Source organism: Flagellimonas sp. (genome assembly GCF_965222555.1).
Lineage (GTDB): Bacteria > Bacteroidota > Bacteroidia > Flavobacteriales > Flavobacteriaceae > Flagellimonas.
This window is the reverse complement of record NZ_CBDCUG010000003.1, coordinates 125,772-142,553: the sequence shown is the minus strand read 5'-3', so window position 1 is coordinate 142,553 and position 16,782 is coordinate 125,772. Positions and strand designations below refer to the sequence as shown.

Here is a 16,782-nt window from a genome sequence, read left to right as displayed (position 1 = left end):
CATAGATGACAAGAAAACCCAATATTGTATTGTTTTTCCTAATATTATTTGGGTTTGCTTGCGGTCCAACCAAACAGACAAGTTCTGATCCCGATATTTTCATCCAAAAAAGACACGGTTCTAGCAAAGAGTGGAAGGTGGTATGGGAAGATCATTTCAACAGTTCTGAACTTGATAGTAGCAAATGGACGAAAATCCCTCAGGGAAAAGCCGACTGGAATGACCAAATGACCGATAAGGATGCACGTTGTTTTGATTGGAAAGATGGAAAACTCCATTTGATCGGAATCAAAAATAACGATACGCTATCTGACCCTAGAACGTATCTAACAGGTGGAATCTATACGAAAGGTAAGTTTGCCTTTCAATATGGCAAAATTGAAATACATGCCAAACTGGAATCGGCAAAAGGAGCTTGGCCCGCCATATGGATGCTTTCTCACGAAAACAGATATGGTGCCTATCCAAGAAATGGTGAGATAGACATTATGGAACATCTTAATTTTGATGATATCATCTACCAAACCACACATTCCTACTACACACTGGAGTTGAAACAAAAAGACAATCCCCAATATTATGGCACCACCACTGTAAATACCGAAGAATTCAATACCTATGGATTGGAGTGGTATCCGGATAAACTGGTATACACCCTAAATGGAAAGCCAACATTCACCTATCCAAAGGTAGATGGGGTTGATTCCAGTCAATGGCCTTTTGATCAGCCTTTTTATATATTGATCGATCAACAATTAGGAGGCTCATGGGTTGGGGATGTAGATCTTGAACAGCTTCCGGTGAACATGATCATCGATTGGGTAAAAGTATATCAATAGCAAGCCATGAAAACAATATTTGAACAAGGTTCCAGACACTTATGGGTTTTAGCAATCTCATTTTTATTAATCTCCTGTAACCAAAAACAGAAAAAAGCATCTCCAAAGACTCCACAGCCGGAAGGTCAGTGGACAGCGGAGCGTGCCAATCAGTGGTATAATGACCTCGATTGGCCGGTAGGCTGCAATTTTGCGCCTTCCAATGCTATTAATCAACTTGAAATGTGGCAAGAGGACACATTTTCACCCGAACTTATAGACAAAGAACTGGGTTGGGCCGAGGATTTGGGTTTTAATACCCTTCGTGTATTTCTACATTATCTGCCATGGAAAGAGGACAAAACTGGTTTTTATGAAAGAGTTGACGAATTTTTAGAGATATGCAAGAAGCATAACATAAGGGTCATGCTTATCTTTTTTGATGATGTTTGGCACCCCAATCCTGTATCTGGCAAGCAACCCGAGCCTACCAAAGGTGTACACAACTCAGGGTGGGTTCAAAGTCCGGGTATTGCCATATTGAAGGATTTAGAATCACATGAAACCAGTTTGAAGGCCTATGTACAGCAAACTATGGAACGGTATGCACAAGATTCCAGAGTACTTATTTGGGATTTGTACAATGAACCTGCAAATCCAAACCAAGCTAGTTATGGGGACATTGAGCTCGAAAACAAGGAACAGTTTTCATTAAAACTGCTGAAAAAGGCATTTGCATGGGCGAGGGAAATCAACCCCAGTCAGCCCATATGCTCCGATGTCTGGAGAGCTGGAGAGCTGGACCTTGACAAATTAGATGCTATCGACAAGTTCTGTTATGAAAATTCAGATGTGATTAATTTTCATTCCTATTATGGTCCCGAAATCACTGAAAAAATGGTTGAGCTGTTGTCGGCCTCCGGCCGTCCATTAATATGCACAGAATACATGGCACGCACAGCAGGTTCCACTTTTGAAACCATACTCCCCATATTTAAAAAACACAAAGTGGCTGCCTATAACTGGGGGTTGGTCAATGGCAAGAGCAACACCATTTACCCATGGCGTAGTTGGGAACATCCTTTTCCTAACGAACCTGAAGTCTGGTTCCATGATATTTTTAGGGAAGATGGGACTCCTTTTTCCAGTGAAGAGGTACACTTTATTAAAAAAACCATTGGGAAATAAACCACAATTGATGAGTGTTCCCACCCTCACAAACTTCAACCGAAATTAGAAGATAAAAACAAAAAGGCTAGCTGCTACAGCTAACCTTTTTATTACTAACTCAAACTAAACTAAAAACTAAACTTTTAGATTTTACTACAGTCAAATTTAAATACTTAGAAGCTTAATTTCCAGTTATAATTATACTACTTCTGATATTTTTTTTGCCATATGGGTGTTATATTGGGAAATTGTGTCTAATAAAGCATATGAAATACAGCTTATAATTGGTTAAAAAATGGGTCGGGAGCTATTGTGCTTCTTTCAATAGGGAATCTATACTAATCTGAGCTTTTTCCAGTTCTTTTGCCAATCGCTCATTTTCTTGAATATGCTGTAGGCGGACTTGCTCCAATTTTCGTTCAAATTCATCCAAAGGAACATATTCTGGCTCTAACAAAGCGCCTTTTATAATGCCAAAAAGGGTGTACAAAAAGCTTATGGCAATGGCAGAAATTAGAACAACCAACAACGTTTTCTCCTTTTTGTGGGATGATGAATTCTTTTTGAGCAGTACTTTTTCATTTTTGGAAAGCTTACGATTGCTTGACAGTTGATCAAAGAAAACGTCCCATTTCTCCTCTTCCCTAACATGCATGTCTTTAAACCCGCCTTCTTCAATGAACAAATGGGTTTTGGGTGTTGAAGCCAACATAAAAATCTCTGCCCCATTTCCGCCCATCACATCCAACAATGTTGGGTCATACTCCCTAATTTCCCTAATCAATTTCTCTACAAACCTCAGATTATAATTTGGCCGGAGAAATTCATCATAAAGCGTTTGGGTCTCAAAATAATCCCTGCGCTCCAACGCATATTGCAAAAAACGATCTTTTAGTTCGGCCTTAAAAAATTCGCCCATTTCCCTGGTAAGAAAAAAATTAAAGTTTTTGGTGTACTGCTCTTTCCTTACAAAGTTACTTCAAATGTGCTGTGAAATGGCAGCGGATAGGCAAAAGAATTGTAAGTCAAGTAAAAAGAAAATTAACCCCTATTACTTTTACTCATTGCTCCATTATATGAGTCATTGATTATTTAGGGTTGATTAATGTATTGTTATTAAAACTTGAGCTTGCCATTTTTGTCCCAAAGCCCCCAATAGGCGCCAACATCCCCCTCTGCCCCAACTTTCCATGATTCATCAAAAGAGGAAAAATAGAATATTTCAATGTCTTCTTCCTTAGACCATTTTTGAGCATTCATAAAATACTTCAGTGCGTTTTCATAGGATGGAAATGCACCTTCTAGATTGGTTCCCTTACTTGGCCAACCAGTTTCTGTTATAATCACTTTTTTTCCATTACCTGCCTTAAGTGCCCTTTGGTACATATCCTTCATATATAACAAGGAATAGTCCATATCACATCCTTCCCAAAATGGGTAACAATTGGCCAAAATAATATCGCAGACATCTGCAATTCTCGGGTGATCCGTAAACTCATAATACGCGTCAACGTAACCCACGGGGATATCCGAAATTACGGTTTTCACTCGGTTTATATAACTTAGCAGTTCATCTTCAGTCAAGTCTCCACGGTATAAAACCTCGTTACCAACTGCTGCAATATCCACATAACCCTCATTGGCCAATTCAATAAGGTTTTCGATTTCTTTCTTGTTGATTTCCCCATCCTCGCCCAACCAGGCTCCGACCAGCGTTTTTATTCCATATTCATGAGCAATCCTGGGTATCATCTCATTACCTTCCGTACAGGAAAAAGAACGCACCCATTTTGTATAAGGTTGAATGATTTCCATTCTTTGGCGTATCTGATCTTCGGTAATTTGAACGCCAGGTTTCTGATTTTCCGTATATGGACTAAAACATAATCCATGCATACCATCCTCAAGAACCTGCCTACATAATTTCTTAAGTTGGTTTAGCGACTTGCCACTATAATCAAGAGCGGCCAAGGTCAAAAATTTTTCTTTTCTTCCTGAAGACATAATATCTCCGTTTTTAGAAATTATTGATTAGGTTTATTTTACTTCTTCTTTTCGTTTTTCAAGTGCAGCCCTTATCTCGCCGGCACGCTCCTCGGTAACATCATAATTTCGCATTACGTAAATGGCCACCAGTGTCCCCAAAATTGGAAAACCAGAATAGAAAGCCCTTAATCCCGTAATGGCTCCTTCAGGTTGTGTTGCGGCCTCAGGATCAAAACCTACCAAAGTCATAATGGTTCCTGTCAACAATCCCGCTATAGCAAAACCAAATTTGACCATCCACCAGTAAATGGCCCCAAAAATACCTTCTCTCCGTAAGCCCGTATTCAATTCATCCAAATCGATAACATCTGCAGTCATTGACATCATCAATGTAAATAGACTTCCTATTCCAAAGGAAAAGAAGGGCAATGCGAAAATGAACATATAGGGTTTTCCAGGTATGAAAAGGAACCAAAGCATAATGTATCCCAAAATTGAAATGGACTGTGAGAGGATAAAGGCTTTCTTTTTTCCCATCTTTTTTGACATCCAAGCTACGATTGGGATAACCAAAAAGGTGGTCACTAAAGCTCCTATGCTTCCAAAAAGTGTTGGCCATATTCCTGCCGCACTGGCATCACCATTAAACAAATAGTACACCACTATGAAAAATGAAAAACTGGCAATGGTATAAAATGTATTATATATGAAAAAGGTAGAAATACATAGTTTTCTAAAAGGCTCTGATTTAAATGCTTCTTTAAATCCGTTTAAAATCTCTTTTAAACTCCCCCCCATGTTTTTTAGAGTCAAAGGAGCATAATCCGCATCAATTGTTGATTTGCTTTTTAAGAATATGGCGGGAACCATGGCAAAAACCATACAGACTATTCCAACCCATATTGCCAGGTCACGCGTTGCCACATCGGCAGATTCGAACCAGCCTTTATCATACATAATCACCCAAAACCATGGGGCAATTACCCAGGCCCATTGTCCTATCCACTGGGCCACCGCCATAATATCTGTTCGTTCATGAAAATCATTGCTCATTTCATAACCCATGGCCACATAGGGAACACTGAAAATGGTCAACCCCAAATAGAACACAAAAGACCATAGTAGAAAATAAGTGAAATTATAATCGATACCATTCTCCCTATACAATTGCCACATGATCACAAATGACACTCCCATTATAATTGCTCCCAGAAATACGTATTGCCTTCGTCTGCCCCATCGGGATTTAGTGTTGTCGGAAATGAAACCCATGATCGGGTCGGTAATGGAATCGAATATTCTAGGAAGGAAGAACAATATTCCCCACATCCATCCTGGAAATCCCAAATCTTGAACCAGCACCACCATAAAGATTCCCAATACGGCAGGAAACATCTGATTGGCCAGCATACCAATTCCAAAAGCTACTTTAGCTCCAAAGGAAACTTTGTCCGCAGGTAAACTCTCTGTGTTGCTCATAATTTTTTATTTAGTTGGTTGTATCTATTAGACCGTGATGGCCTTACATGCTTTTTTAAACACGGCTATCGGTATTTATTCTTCACCACTTCAAAAGTCAATTTCTTGTTTCTTTCTATATCCACAATACCCCAATATTCCTCATTCGGTGTTCCATCATAGGGTACACCGCTACTGTTAGGTGCCCATCCGCCTGGATCTTGTGTATCAGGCTTTCCTGCTTTCCACCAACCATCGGTAAAAGAGAAGAGCGTTACCCCAGAACAAACATCTTGATTGTTGAAAACCGCATCCAGAATGTTTGCATTGGCTTCTGCTTGCGCTTTCTGGTTAATCCCTTTTTCATAACCCTTTTTAGCAATTGTCATGTAACTATCGCCTCCTGCTTCAGATAGGTACATAGGTTTTTTACTGATAGTTTTCCATCGATCAAAAACCTCCGTGGGATCATCCCATCGATATACATTCAATCCCCAAACATCTATATTAGGACAAGAGGTTAGTGCCTGGGCATCGGGCAGTTCTCCATGCGCTGTTGTAACAGGATGTGTTTTGTCCAATTCATGTATGGCCTCCGCGGATGTATTTAAAGTTTGATACCAGTTGTTTATATCATCGCCAAACCATTCCGGATGATAGTTATACTCATTACCTAGTTCCCACATTAAAATGGCCTGATGATCTTTGTATTTTTTCACATAGTCTATAAACGACCTTGAAAGGATATCATATTTTCCATTTTGATTATAACCAAACCCTATAATTACCTTCATTCCTGCTTCATGGATGGCATCCAATACTTGTATATCATCTATGGGTTCATAAACCCTGATGGTATTGATTCTGGCTTCCTTCATGAGGGCCAAATCCGTGTCCAAGGTTTCAAAACTTCTTTTGGTACTCCCTTTTGAAACTGGATGATAACAGATTCCCTTAATGAGGTAAGGGTTACCATTCACCATAAGGTTTCGGCCAGAATTGGCTACTACACCCTCTGCATCATGACCTTTACAGGCCAGTGCAATCATGATCAATGCTATAATCGATATTTTTTTTAGCATCACACTTACTTCAATTCGCTACAGTTTCTTTTTTTAAGGGAGGTTCCAAAACATCCTTCATCAATTCTTCCTTATCTCCATGGTATGTTTTGGTAACCGGATTTCCATTTCGGGTTAAGCCCTTAAAATTGCCTTTATCCACAAGTTCCCAAAGTGCATACTTTGCCTTTCCATCAATAGTAAAAAGTCCAAAATGATTTTCAGACCCCCCTTGGTTTTTGGCATCTTTCCATTTTTCATCAAAGGCCTCAAAATAAAAACAAGAAATCTTTGCTTTGTTGGTCCATGCTCTCATGTGCTTATGGTAAATGGCCTCTTTGTATTCATCGGTGGCCTTGGAACCTTTGGAACCGTAATGGCCGTTAGAAAAACTGGCCCAACCTGTTTCGCCAATATGAATAGGTTTATTTACACCTAAAGATTTCATGTAATCGGACACACTATTGTATTGTGCCACCGCATATTCCTTAGCGCGCAGCATAGCAGCTTCTATTTTTTTCGGTTTTGGACAGCTTTTCCTCTTCTTCGTTTATTCCCCAAAAAAATTGGGTTGTGGTGGGTGTCGTGCATTGGATATGTGTGCATGGATACATAATCGACCGCATTCCACAAACTTTCCAAGTCCTCTACATGATATTCATTGCTTCCACCACCCCACGAGGCAAAATTATCTGAACTGGTTATCCACAAATCTTTTGGAAGTTTTCCCTCATTTTTCAAATGTTGCAAGTGATTTACCCATTTTAGAATAACTCCAGGTCTTACGTAATAACTCCATGCCCATTTTACCATGGCTTCATTGCCCACAGCAATGATTTTTACGATATCCGGATATTGATTTGTAAGTGCTACCGATCTGCTGATTTCCCCTATGTTTTGGTCACTTTCTCCATCATGATCTGGATTGGCAGTCCAGGCATCTTTGCAATCTATCCATGCGCCAAGCATTACATACATTTCAAAGGCTGAGTCTTCCTTTTTAAGTTCATCAATGGCTTTCAGTAAATTGGATGCTTGTTGAAATTGTACGTTATAGGTCCTAACAATCTTTATGCCCATGGCCGATAGAATCTTCATATCTTCCTTGAGCTCATTTATTGTTGGTTGAATTTTTCGGGTAATTTCCCTATAACCTCCATAGGAAATGGCCAAATAATCTGGATTGCCTAAAATATCTTTAGCTGTCACTTCTCTTTTTGTTTGGGATTGTTTTTGTTCTTCTTTTATCCTTTGTTCTTTACAAGAATGGTGCGCTACCAAAATCGCTGTTACCATAAATATTTGTATGATTGATCTCATACCATCATTTTATAATTCTCATCTTAATTTGGACTTGTCTAGATTAACAATAATCAGTGTGACCTCTCCCGACCTTTCAAAAATTTGTGTGCTAATAGTTTTGTCAAGGTTTAGGGATTCAAATATTGTGGAACTGTTGTCACCGGCAACAACCTTTATTTGGTCATTTTCTGCCAGAATATAAACAATAGGTACTTGACAATACGTAAAACAAAGTGAGTCCTTTTCCAGTAACAATTGCCTTTGCTTTCCATTTACATCTACATAATTGAAGGTTTTGGAATTGGCCAAAAACTCATTCTTTCTTAATAAGCATGGATTAAAAGCCAGCATCCCATCTTTTACAAATACACCCAACTCGCCAAATCTGCTCAAAATATCTTCCTTCACCTGTCCCGTCATTCCAGGTTGTTGAGCACCTTTCCCCGCTGGTGTATGTGAATAGGGGTCTGTTGGAAACGCTCCATACAACGATGGTGGCTTGTGCACACCAATTCCTTCATTTATTTCATAAAAATGCTCCAACATCCTTCCTATAACCTCTTCGCTCTCTCCTTTTGATATAGCTTTTAAGCAGCACTCCTGTACTGCAAGTAAAAGTTTGGAAACCATATGCCAATAAATGGAACCCAATCCTTCATAACCATAAAAAGTACCTGACCTACCCGTAAAGGATTTATGATCAAAAACAGTTTCAAAAATTTGTAGTATGCGCTCTTTATCAGATGCAACCAATTTGGCATATGAAGTTTTTGAAAGCTCGGTTAATGCAGTTTCAAGGTCGTTGGCATTCTTAAAATTTCCATTAAAGTGATACTCTCCGTGATTGTCTTTCTCAATTATTTGATGGTTACCATCCTTGAGTAGTTGTGGCAGCAGTTTGGTTGTTAGCACTGATTCTTCCGGAACATTGTTTTTTTCTGAAAACAAAGGCAATTCTTTATTGGGATAGAGTAGATAACTATACTGATCTGCCCTGAACAACTTACTGTTTTTTAGACTATCCAAAACCGCAAGTACTTCCGTGGAAGACAAATAACCAGAACTTAGCACCGCTACTTGGCCTTCCAACATTTCGCTTAGGTACGAGATGGACACCTCATCACTGTCCTCAACAGTCATTAGGTTATAAGCATGATATAAATGATCTGCCCTTTTATTGGCTTCTATGGAATGCTCCAGGTATTGAAGGCTTACCTCCACAAATTGTCTTAGGTCTTTAGTTGAAACATCCTGTTTGTTGCCAGTAAAGGAATTTTCATAAATATTGGCGCGGTACTCGCTACCGGATTGGCCCAAACCATCCATTATCTGCTTGCGGGTCTTGTCATCAATCTTGTTTGATAATGATTGCTTATTCTCAATGAGTGTGTCGGACACAGCTTTAAAAAAGGTGACAAGTTCTTCTGAAACTCCAATATTGTCCATTGTAGCTTCCTCCAATACATCTTGGAAAAAATTCAAGAATCGTCTTAAATAATATAACGTAACCATGGAAACCCCGTTGCCTACAAGAGCATTATTGGCATCATTCCATTCTGGGCGCTGGGTGTTCATCCAAATACCTCCCTCAGGAATTAGATTTGATAGTTTTGCCAGTACCGTGGCTAAAATCTTCTCTATAAAATTGACCCTATAAATATTGTGGTTACAGTCCTGTAACAACCCTCCATCGGCTCCAAGTTCACCCCTTCTCTTTCTAATTTCCGAATCCAAATCATGGTTGAAAAGGATGGTATCCTTAGGGTTTTTCAAAATGTCACCATAGCTTTTGATAACATATGGAACGTTGGCATAGACAAACATATCTTGGTTGAAATAGCTTTCCAATCTTCCAGGTTCATGGTTTTGGAGAAATTCCAAAAACTTCAATAAGTAGATAATCTGGTGGTCTCCCCAATAACCAATATAGGACCAAGGATCGTCGGGTTCAATAATCTCCCAATCAAAACCATCTTTGGTAACCCTATAAGGGTTATACCCCTCAAAAGTGGTGGCATTTAAGAATTTATTGATCATACTTTCAATAAACTCGGGATAAGAATGTGCCAAGGCCTCCCAGTTCTGAAAGATATCCCTCCAGTTGCCTTCGTAGTCCAAAATCTTGGAACCGTCATTCTCGTTTCTTGTATTTATCGAAAACCGATTCCAGGGCCTACTTGGATCGCCATGCCTTCTACTGAACATAAGTGGCATATATTCCAAACAAAGCCTCTTAAAATCCATGTCCATGCTCCCATTTGCCACGTTCCGTAAGTCTGAAAGGGAAAAACTATCCGGAAGTTTTTGAATCAGTGTTTTTGAAGTCTCGAAAACTTCTTTGTTGGCTTTAGCCACATAATTTGAGAAGTCCCATTTTTCAATTTCATAGTTGTTATCGAAAATCCCGCCCCGCATTATATTGAAGAGGGTATTGGAAAAGTGACGTGTATCACGAAGTTTATCCCGGGACATCTGCAATCCATCCGAAGCAGCTGCCAATTGGATTAAATGTTGGGTCCCTTTTTCAATATCTTGTTTTACCTTTTCATATAGCTTTTCATCTTTCTGAATCTCCTTGGAAATTTTTACAATGGTGGAATGGTTTTGGTTGACGTTGGCCACAAGCATCCATTCTTTTTCCTCCTTAGGTTCCAAGGTTAGTTCCACCTGGTTAAAATATGCCCCCTTTTCGGCCTTTACATCATATTCAGGCTGAACTTCAGCTCCTTTTCGGAAGTTTGACAACTGAAGAGAAGACAGAATTTGTTTTGGGTTTTCCAATCCCATCGACCAAACCATATTAGCTTTAAGGGCCTCGCTTGGTTCTGCTTTGTCCACAATTATTGCACTCAATGCGTAAATCCCAAGACCAGATTCCGTGACAAGCTCACTTCGTTTATAGGCATCGACCAGATTGCTCTGCTTGTTTTGAAGCTCACTTCCCACTCCATAAGGTAAAATGTTTTGGATGCCATCCAATATGGATATGTTAACCGCGCCGTATCCATCATTTACCAAAGTACACTGCCTTACAAATCCATAAGCGTCACTGGAGCACCACTGATATCTAAATGTGAGTTCCAGATGATGGTTGATCTCCTCAAATACGATCTTATTGCCATAAACATTTTTATATAGATTTCTGGTCACGTGATACATGCCTTCCATCCTATCTGAAAATGGCTCCCATAGCTGGGATTCATTCCCTTTTTTGATTCTGAAAATAGTTTTACTTCCCGTTATCTCTCTGGATTCCGTTATCTTATCATCAGAATAATAGGGGAACAGGGCATATTCAGCATTCTTTCTGCCAGCTGTGAGCCCTCCATTGCTGGAGATAAACATCCAATGGTCAGAATCGCTAACAATACTCATAAAGAAAGGGCGTAAAGTATCGCTATTGGAAATTTTGAAATAGCGCTCATTCGCGATTTCCACGTATTCCATTTCCTTAATGTTATTTGCTGTAAAATCCTGCATTATAAATTCTTCTGTCATTTTTGGTTGTAATTCATATTTTAAGTCCTTATCAAGGACTGTTCAACTTCCTCTAATGTCTTTCCTTTGGTTTCTATCACATATCTGGAAACAAAAAAGAAAGCGAGCAATGATAACAGTGCATAAAGTGCAAAAGTCATAGTGGGGCCTAAATTTGACAGCTCCCACGGAAATACCTGTGTTACGGAAAAGCTGACCAGAGAGTTGAAAAAACCTACCACCGAGATAGCTATACCCTTAATTTTATTTGGAAATATTTCGGAAATCAAGGTCCACATCACCGGACCCAACGAAATGGCAAATGCCGCCACATACAGTAATATGGCTATCAGTACCAAGTTAGCATTAACATTGATGAAATTGGTTATCTCGTTTCTTTTGAAGCCTAGAAACAGTTCGGGTTTCAACTTCTTACCAACCGCATCAAACAATTCGGATTGACTCTCATATGACTCTCCTTCAAAACCGGCAAGCACCTGTTGAATTTGTGGGTTCCCCACTTTTTCCAAGGATTCATGAGTGAAACTATAGGTGGCATTGTTGAACGCCAAGGTGGCCATCAATAACGCAATGGTCATAAATCCGGTTCCTAGGAGCAACAAAGGCTTCCGGCCCAATCTATCTATTAACCAGATCGCAACCAAAGTAAATACCAAATTGGTAAGTCCCACCACAATGGCTTGTAAAAAGGAAGAATCGGTGCTACCTCCGGCTTGTTCAAAAATTGTGGGCGCATAATAGAAGATCGCATTGATTCCCGTTATCTGTTGAAAAAAAGCAATGCCCAGCGCTATAATCATTATGGTGGCATATTTGCTCTTGAACAAGTCTGATAGTTTTCCTTTTTTTTCTTTCTTTTCGAGTCCCCGTTGAATTTCTGCCACAGTTAGCTCTGCATATTCCTCACCTCCAATTTTTTGTAGTATCCTACGCGCAAGTTTCACTTTGTTCAGTTTAAGAATCAGCCATCTTGGACTTCGAGGTACCGAAAACAGTGAAGCAAAATAAATCAAGGCCGGGATTGCTTCAACCCCTAACATCCATCGCCAGCTTTCATCTCCATAATTCACCAAAAAATAATTGGAAAAATAGGCTACTGAAATTCCAATAACTATGTTCAACTGATTGAAAGAGACCAGGCTTCCCCTCAGCTTAGGAGGTGCTATCTCCGCAATGTAAATGGGCGCTATTAAAATGGCCCCGCCAATACCTATACCACCAATGATGCGGGCAATAATGAATTCCGTATAACTTGTCGCCAAAGCGGACCACGTTGCCGAAATGGCAAAAAGAGCCGCTACAACTATCAACACTTTCTTCCTTCCAAACCTATCCGCTGTGGGGCCCGCCAAAAGATTTCCGGCCATTGCACCAAAAATGACACAACCCACGGAAAAGCCCAACATGGCATCCGTCATTTCAAAATATTGGGTAATACCCTTTACAGCTCCAGAAATTACCGCACTGTCAAAACCCAATAAAAATCCTCCAAGCGCAACAACAAGGCTTATCAAAATTGTATATGACCTGTTCATTTTTAAAGAAGCATCTTTGGTCTCCATATTTTTTTGTTTTGACGGTTTCTATTTGTGCACATTTTTGACTTTTTCCATCGCCGCTCATTTAGGGACAAAAAAGACCAGTACTAATAGTAACTGGTCCTTTTCTCATACAAAACTTAACAACCTATTACTATTGATAAACCCTTATATAATCCACCTCCATGGTAGAGGAAACAAACCCGGGATCTATATTCCCTCCAAAGTTTCCACCCATTGCAACATTCAAAATCAGGAAAAAATCCTTATCGTATGGACGATTGGCATCATTAGATAAGGTTCCGTATTCGACATCGTCCACTAAAAATGTAATTTCAGTTTCTGTCCAAATCACACTATACACGTGAAAATCATCAGAAGCGCCTGTAACGGTTGTTTCTACACTTCTTGCATCTCCGGCATGGTTGATTGGATCATGGGTACTACCCAGTATTTGGTCTTGATTATTGCCCACATGCTCCATGATATCAATTTCCCCAGCAGCTGGCCAAATGTTGGTTTCAAAATCAGCTCCAAGCATCCAAATTGCAGGCCATGTTCCGCCTCCAGTGGGTAATTTTGCCCTGGCATCGACCCTGCCGTATTGAAATTCAAAATTCTGATAGGTCTGGATACGGGAAGAGGTGTAATCGCTTCCGTTAAAGCTCTCAGCTTGTGCCGTAATTTTTAAAACTCCATCTTCAATTATGATGTTTTCTGGACGATCGGTATAGTACTGTGATTCATTATTTCCCCAACCATTATCACCAGTACCAAGATCATAATTCCATACCGCTGAATCTGGGGCACCATCCGTATCAAATTCCTGTGACCACACCAAATTTTCAAAAGTGGTACCGGAACCTCCAGAATTACCTTGTTCATCTACTGGAGTCGTAGAAAATTTAAGATACCAAGCAAGATTTGAATCGTTTCCATCAATAGCCCTTACATGCATGGAATTGTTGGTGATTTCCAAAATTTCATAGGAAGAGGTACTTATGTAATATCCCATAAAGGCATCATTTGTAAAGTTCATTACTGTTCCTCTAGAATTGAACGCCGGATCTGGTACTTGTGTCCAATCCACTGAAGTGGGTGCCAATGATACACTGCTCACCCCTGAGGTATCAAAATCGAAGCATGCGTCTTCCCCTACAGATCCGCCAACAATATCTTGGTGTCCTGCATTAAAAAATGTTGCTCCCTTGTTATCATGTTCATAGGTCAATTGATTGCCCGTAGCATTCAATGTAAATGTAAATTCATCATCACAAAAACAACTGCTGATCGCTTCACCACATTTTTCAAATGGAGATGCAGAAAAGAAAGCTGGAAACCAAAATTGGTCTGGCAAAAAAGCCAAAGTGGCCCCCACTCCCAAATGTCCTGGTTCTACGGCAGCTAAATACCATGTCTTGGAAGAAGCCGAAACAACTTCACCATCATCATTTAAATCTCCACCTGTAAGTAATTCCATGGCTACAAAATCTGAGAAATCACTTTCCACAGCAACTTGATAAGAAGCAGATGAGCTTACTCCTCCTGTACCATAGGCAACAACAGCGTAATCATACGTGTTTAGCCCAACAAGAGTAAATCGCTTAGTCACGGTACCATTTGGAGATACCTGAACGTCTCCATCACTAAACTTGAAAGTATAAGTGATGGCATCATCAGCGGAAGCGGTAAAAACCACTATCCCAGAACCGTCGGTACTTACTTCCGTAGAAACCGATAGGTTTGATGGCACCAGAATGGTATCCAACGTTGGCTCATCTTCTTGGCAACCAAAAGCCAACATTGCCAATAGTATTACAATCAATAGTTTTACATCTTTCATCCTCAATGGTTTTTAGTCTTTAACCAATTTATACTGCCAAAACACTCCTGACCCTGCTTCAATGACCACATTCATAGTGGTGTCGTTGTCGGACAAGGTAATGTTATAGGTAATGCTGTTAGGAACGGCTACATTTGGAAGTTCCCCAGCATTAACAGCCTTGGGAAGCCCTATGTAGGCCCCAGAACCATCAATGGTCAATGTGCCTGCGCCAGAATCATAGCTAAAAGTTGCAGATGCAGTTCCATCATGCGGGGCAACCGGTGCGCCACAGGCTTCGGAGCCACCTTGCCATCCTTCAATCCAAGATTCTGCACCGAGGACATTCATAAACGATCCATCACCTCCAAAGACATAGGTGTCGTCAAAATAACAGGCCCTATCGATAACCCCTTGGTCATCTATGGCGAACCAGCTTACGTCTCCTGGTGCTGGACCAACTCCTAAGGATCCTGCTTCGGACGCCATTCTCCAAGTGCCTTCCAAAGGAGAGGGAACATCCCTGATCAACTTATATTGCCAGAATACTCCTGAACCGGACTCAATGACCACGTTCATTGTATTGTTGTTGTCTGCTAGTGTAACGTTGTAAGTAATGGAAGTAGGAACGGCTACGTTGGGAAGTTCCCCTGCATTGACTGCTTTGGGAAGACCCAAATAAGCTCCTGTACCGTCAATGGTCAATGTACCTGCGCCTGCATTATAGGTATACGTTGCAGATGCTGAACCGTCATGTGGAGCAACTGGTGCACCACAGGCTTCGGAGCCACCTTGCCATCCTTCAATCCAAGATTCTGTACCAAGGACATTCATAAACGATCCATCTCCTCCAAACACATAGGTGTCGTCAAAATAACAGGCCCTATCGATAACCCCTTGGTCATCTATGGCAAACCAACTTACATCTCCAGGTGCTGGACCAACTCCTAAGGATCCTGCTTCGGGTGCCATTCTCCAGGTTCCAGCAAGTGAAACTGGAGGAACACTTTTGATTAGTTTATATTGCCAGAAAACACCTGAACCTGATTCAATAACAACATTTAAAACCGTATTGTTTTCAGAAAGCGAAGCTGTATAAGTTATCGACTCCGGAACCGCCACATTGGGAAGTTCTCCTTCATTGACAGCTTTTGGAAGTCCTATATAGGCTCCCGTACCATTGATGGTAACCGTACCGGCAACTCCATCTACGGTATAAGTTGCAGAAGCAGAACCGTCGTGAGGTGCCACAGGTGCACCACAAGCTTCGGAGCCACCTTGCCATCCTTCAATCCAAGATTCTGCGCCAAGTGCATTTACGAAAGAACCGTCTTCATTAAACGTATAGGTATCATCAAAATAACAAGCTCTTGCCGTTACACCAGCCTCATCAATTGCGAACCAACTGGTATCACCAGGTGCCGGACCTACGCCCAACGAACCTGCTTCAGGTGCCATTACCCAGGTTCCAACCAAATCTTCGGCTACCAAGGTCACCGGAGCTTGAACATTTACAGTTTGAGTGGATTCAACAGTGGCTGCACCTACTCCTCGCGCCACAACTTTCACCTCATAATCACCAGCTTCGGCATAGATATGATTTACAGTCTCGCCATTCATAATAGTGGTGGCTTCCTCATTTTCCACATCTCCAAAGAACACATCAAAAACGGTTGCGTTATTAGCAGTTGGGGCTACTGTAATTTCCAAGGAATTGGTTGTAGAGGCCGTAACATCAACAGCCAAATCACTGGGAGGTGTGAACGATATGTTCACTATTCTGCTTAACTCACTTGTCAATCCGGTTGCACCTACTCCAATAATCTTTAGAGTAAATTCGCCTTCTCCATAAACATGATTCACCGTTTCGCCAGGGGCAACTTCAGTTGCGGATTCGTTTTCCACATCTCCAAAGAAAACCTGAAACACAGATGCTCCTTCGCCAGTTGGTGTAATTGACACCGTTCCAGTATCATCATCTGCAATATCAAATAAGGCACTTAAATTGGTCGGTGCGGAAATATCTTGAAATGCAAAGGATTGATCATCATCTTCTTCACAAGAGTTAAATACGCCAAGTACTATGAAAAGTACCAATAGATGTTTAAAATATTTCATTTTTCAAAGTT

The 16,782-nt window shown here is 40.6% G+C and carries 12 protein-coding genes; 2 read left to right on the top strand and 10 right to left on the bottom strand.

The window, feature by feature from the left end:
• Positions 1–5 precede the first annotated feature (5 nt).
• Both ACOQO1_RS04120 and ACOQO1_RS04115 read left to right on the top strand, forming a co-directional pair.
• Positions 6–839: a glycoside hydrolase family 16 protein gene (locus ACOQO1_RS04120; protein ID WP_420601590.1), complete on the top strand. Its 834-nt coding sequence runs from the start codon at positions 6–8 to the stop codon at positions 837–839.
• Between the two features lie 6 nt (positions 840–845).
• Positions 846–2,006 carry a cellulase family glycosylhydrolase gene (locus tag ACOQO1_RS04115; protein WP_420601589.1) on the top strand — a complete coding sequence of 387 codons (1,161 nt, stop codon included), beginning with the start codon at positions 846–848 and terminating at the stop codon, positions 2,004–2,006.
• A 289-nt stretch (positions 2,007–2,295) separates the two neighbouring features.
• Here the strand turns inward: ACOQO1_RS04115 and ACOQO1_RS04110 are convergent, their stop codons facing one another.
• The 10 genes from ACOQO1_RS04110 to ACOQO1_RS04065 all read right to left on the bottom strand — a co-directional run bounded on the left by ACOQO1_RS04110 (position 2,296) and on the right by ACOQO1_RS04065 (position 16,771).
• The gene (locus tag ACOQO1_RS04110; protein ID WP_420601588.1) at positions 2,296–2,907 is read right to left on the bottom strand and encodes a hypothetical protein; all 612 of its coding nucleotides are present in this window, start codon (positions 2,905–2,907) and stop codon (positions 2,296–2,298) included.
• A 197-nt stretch (positions 2,908–3,104) separates the two neighbouring features.
• Positions 3,105–3,992: a glycosyl hydrolase family 17 protein gene (locus ACOQO1_RS04105; RefSeq protein ID WP_420601587.1), complete on the bottom strand. Its 888-nt coding sequence runs from the start codon at positions 3,990–3,992 to the stop codon at positions 3,105–3,107.
• 33 nt (positions 3,993–4,025) lie between these two features.
• A complete protein-coding gene (locus ACOQO1_RS04100) occupies positions 4,026–5,453 on the bottom strand; it encodes an MFS transporter (protein ID WP_420601586.1) in 1,428 nt (475 codons plus the stop codon).
• Between the two features lie 65 nt (positions 5,454–5,518).
• Positions 5,519–6,514, bottom strand: a complete 996-nt coding sequence (locus tag ACOQO1_RS04095) for a glycoside hydrolase family 2 TIM barrel-domain containing protein (protein WP_420601585.1) — start codon at positions 6,512–6,514, stop codon at positions 5,519–5,521.
• 10 nt (positions 6,515–6,524) lie between these two features.
• On the bottom strand, positions 6,525–6,995 hold the full coding sequence (locus ACOQO1_RS04090; protein WP_420601584.1) for a glycosyl hydrolase family 17 protein: 471 nt from the start codon (positions 6,993–6,995) through the stop codon (positions 6,525–6,527).
• Between the two features lie 8 nt (positions 6,996–7,003).
• A complete protein-coding gene (locus ACOQO1_RS04085; protein ID WP_420601583.1) occupies positions 7,004–7,813 on the bottom strand; it encodes a hypothetical protein in 810 nt (269 codons plus the stop codon).
• Positions 7,814–7,831: 18 nt separating this feature from the next.
• Complete coding sequence (locus ACOQO1_RS04080; protein ID WP_420601582.1) at positions 7,832–11,293, bottom strand: hypothetical protein; 3,462 nt, start codon at positions 11,291–11,293, stop codon at positions 7,832–7,834.
• Positions 11,294–11,313: 20 nt separating this feature from the next.
• The gene (locus ACOQO1_RS04075; RefSeq protein ID WP_420601581.1) at positions 11,314–12,855 is read right to left on the bottom strand and encodes a sugar porter family MFS transporter; all 1,542 of its coding nucleotides are present in this window, start codon (positions 12,853–12,855) and stop codon (positions 11,314–11,316) included.
• Between the two features lie 130 nt (positions 12,856–12,985).
• Positions 12,986–14,674 carry a glycoside hydrolase family 16 protein gene (locus ACOQO1_RS04070; RefSeq protein WP_420601580.1) on the bottom strand — a complete coding sequence of 563 codons (1,689 nt, stop codon included), beginning with the start codon at positions 14,672–14,674 and terminating at the stop codon, positions 12,986–12,988.
• Positions 14,675–14,686: 12 nt separating this feature from the next.
• Positions 14,687–16,771, bottom strand: coding sequence for a hypothetical protein (locus ACOQO1_RS04065; RefSeq protein WP_420601579.1), 2,085 nt, complete (start codon positions 16,769–16,771; stop codon positions 14,687–14,689).
• Positions 16,772–16,782: the final 11 nt, after the last annotated feature.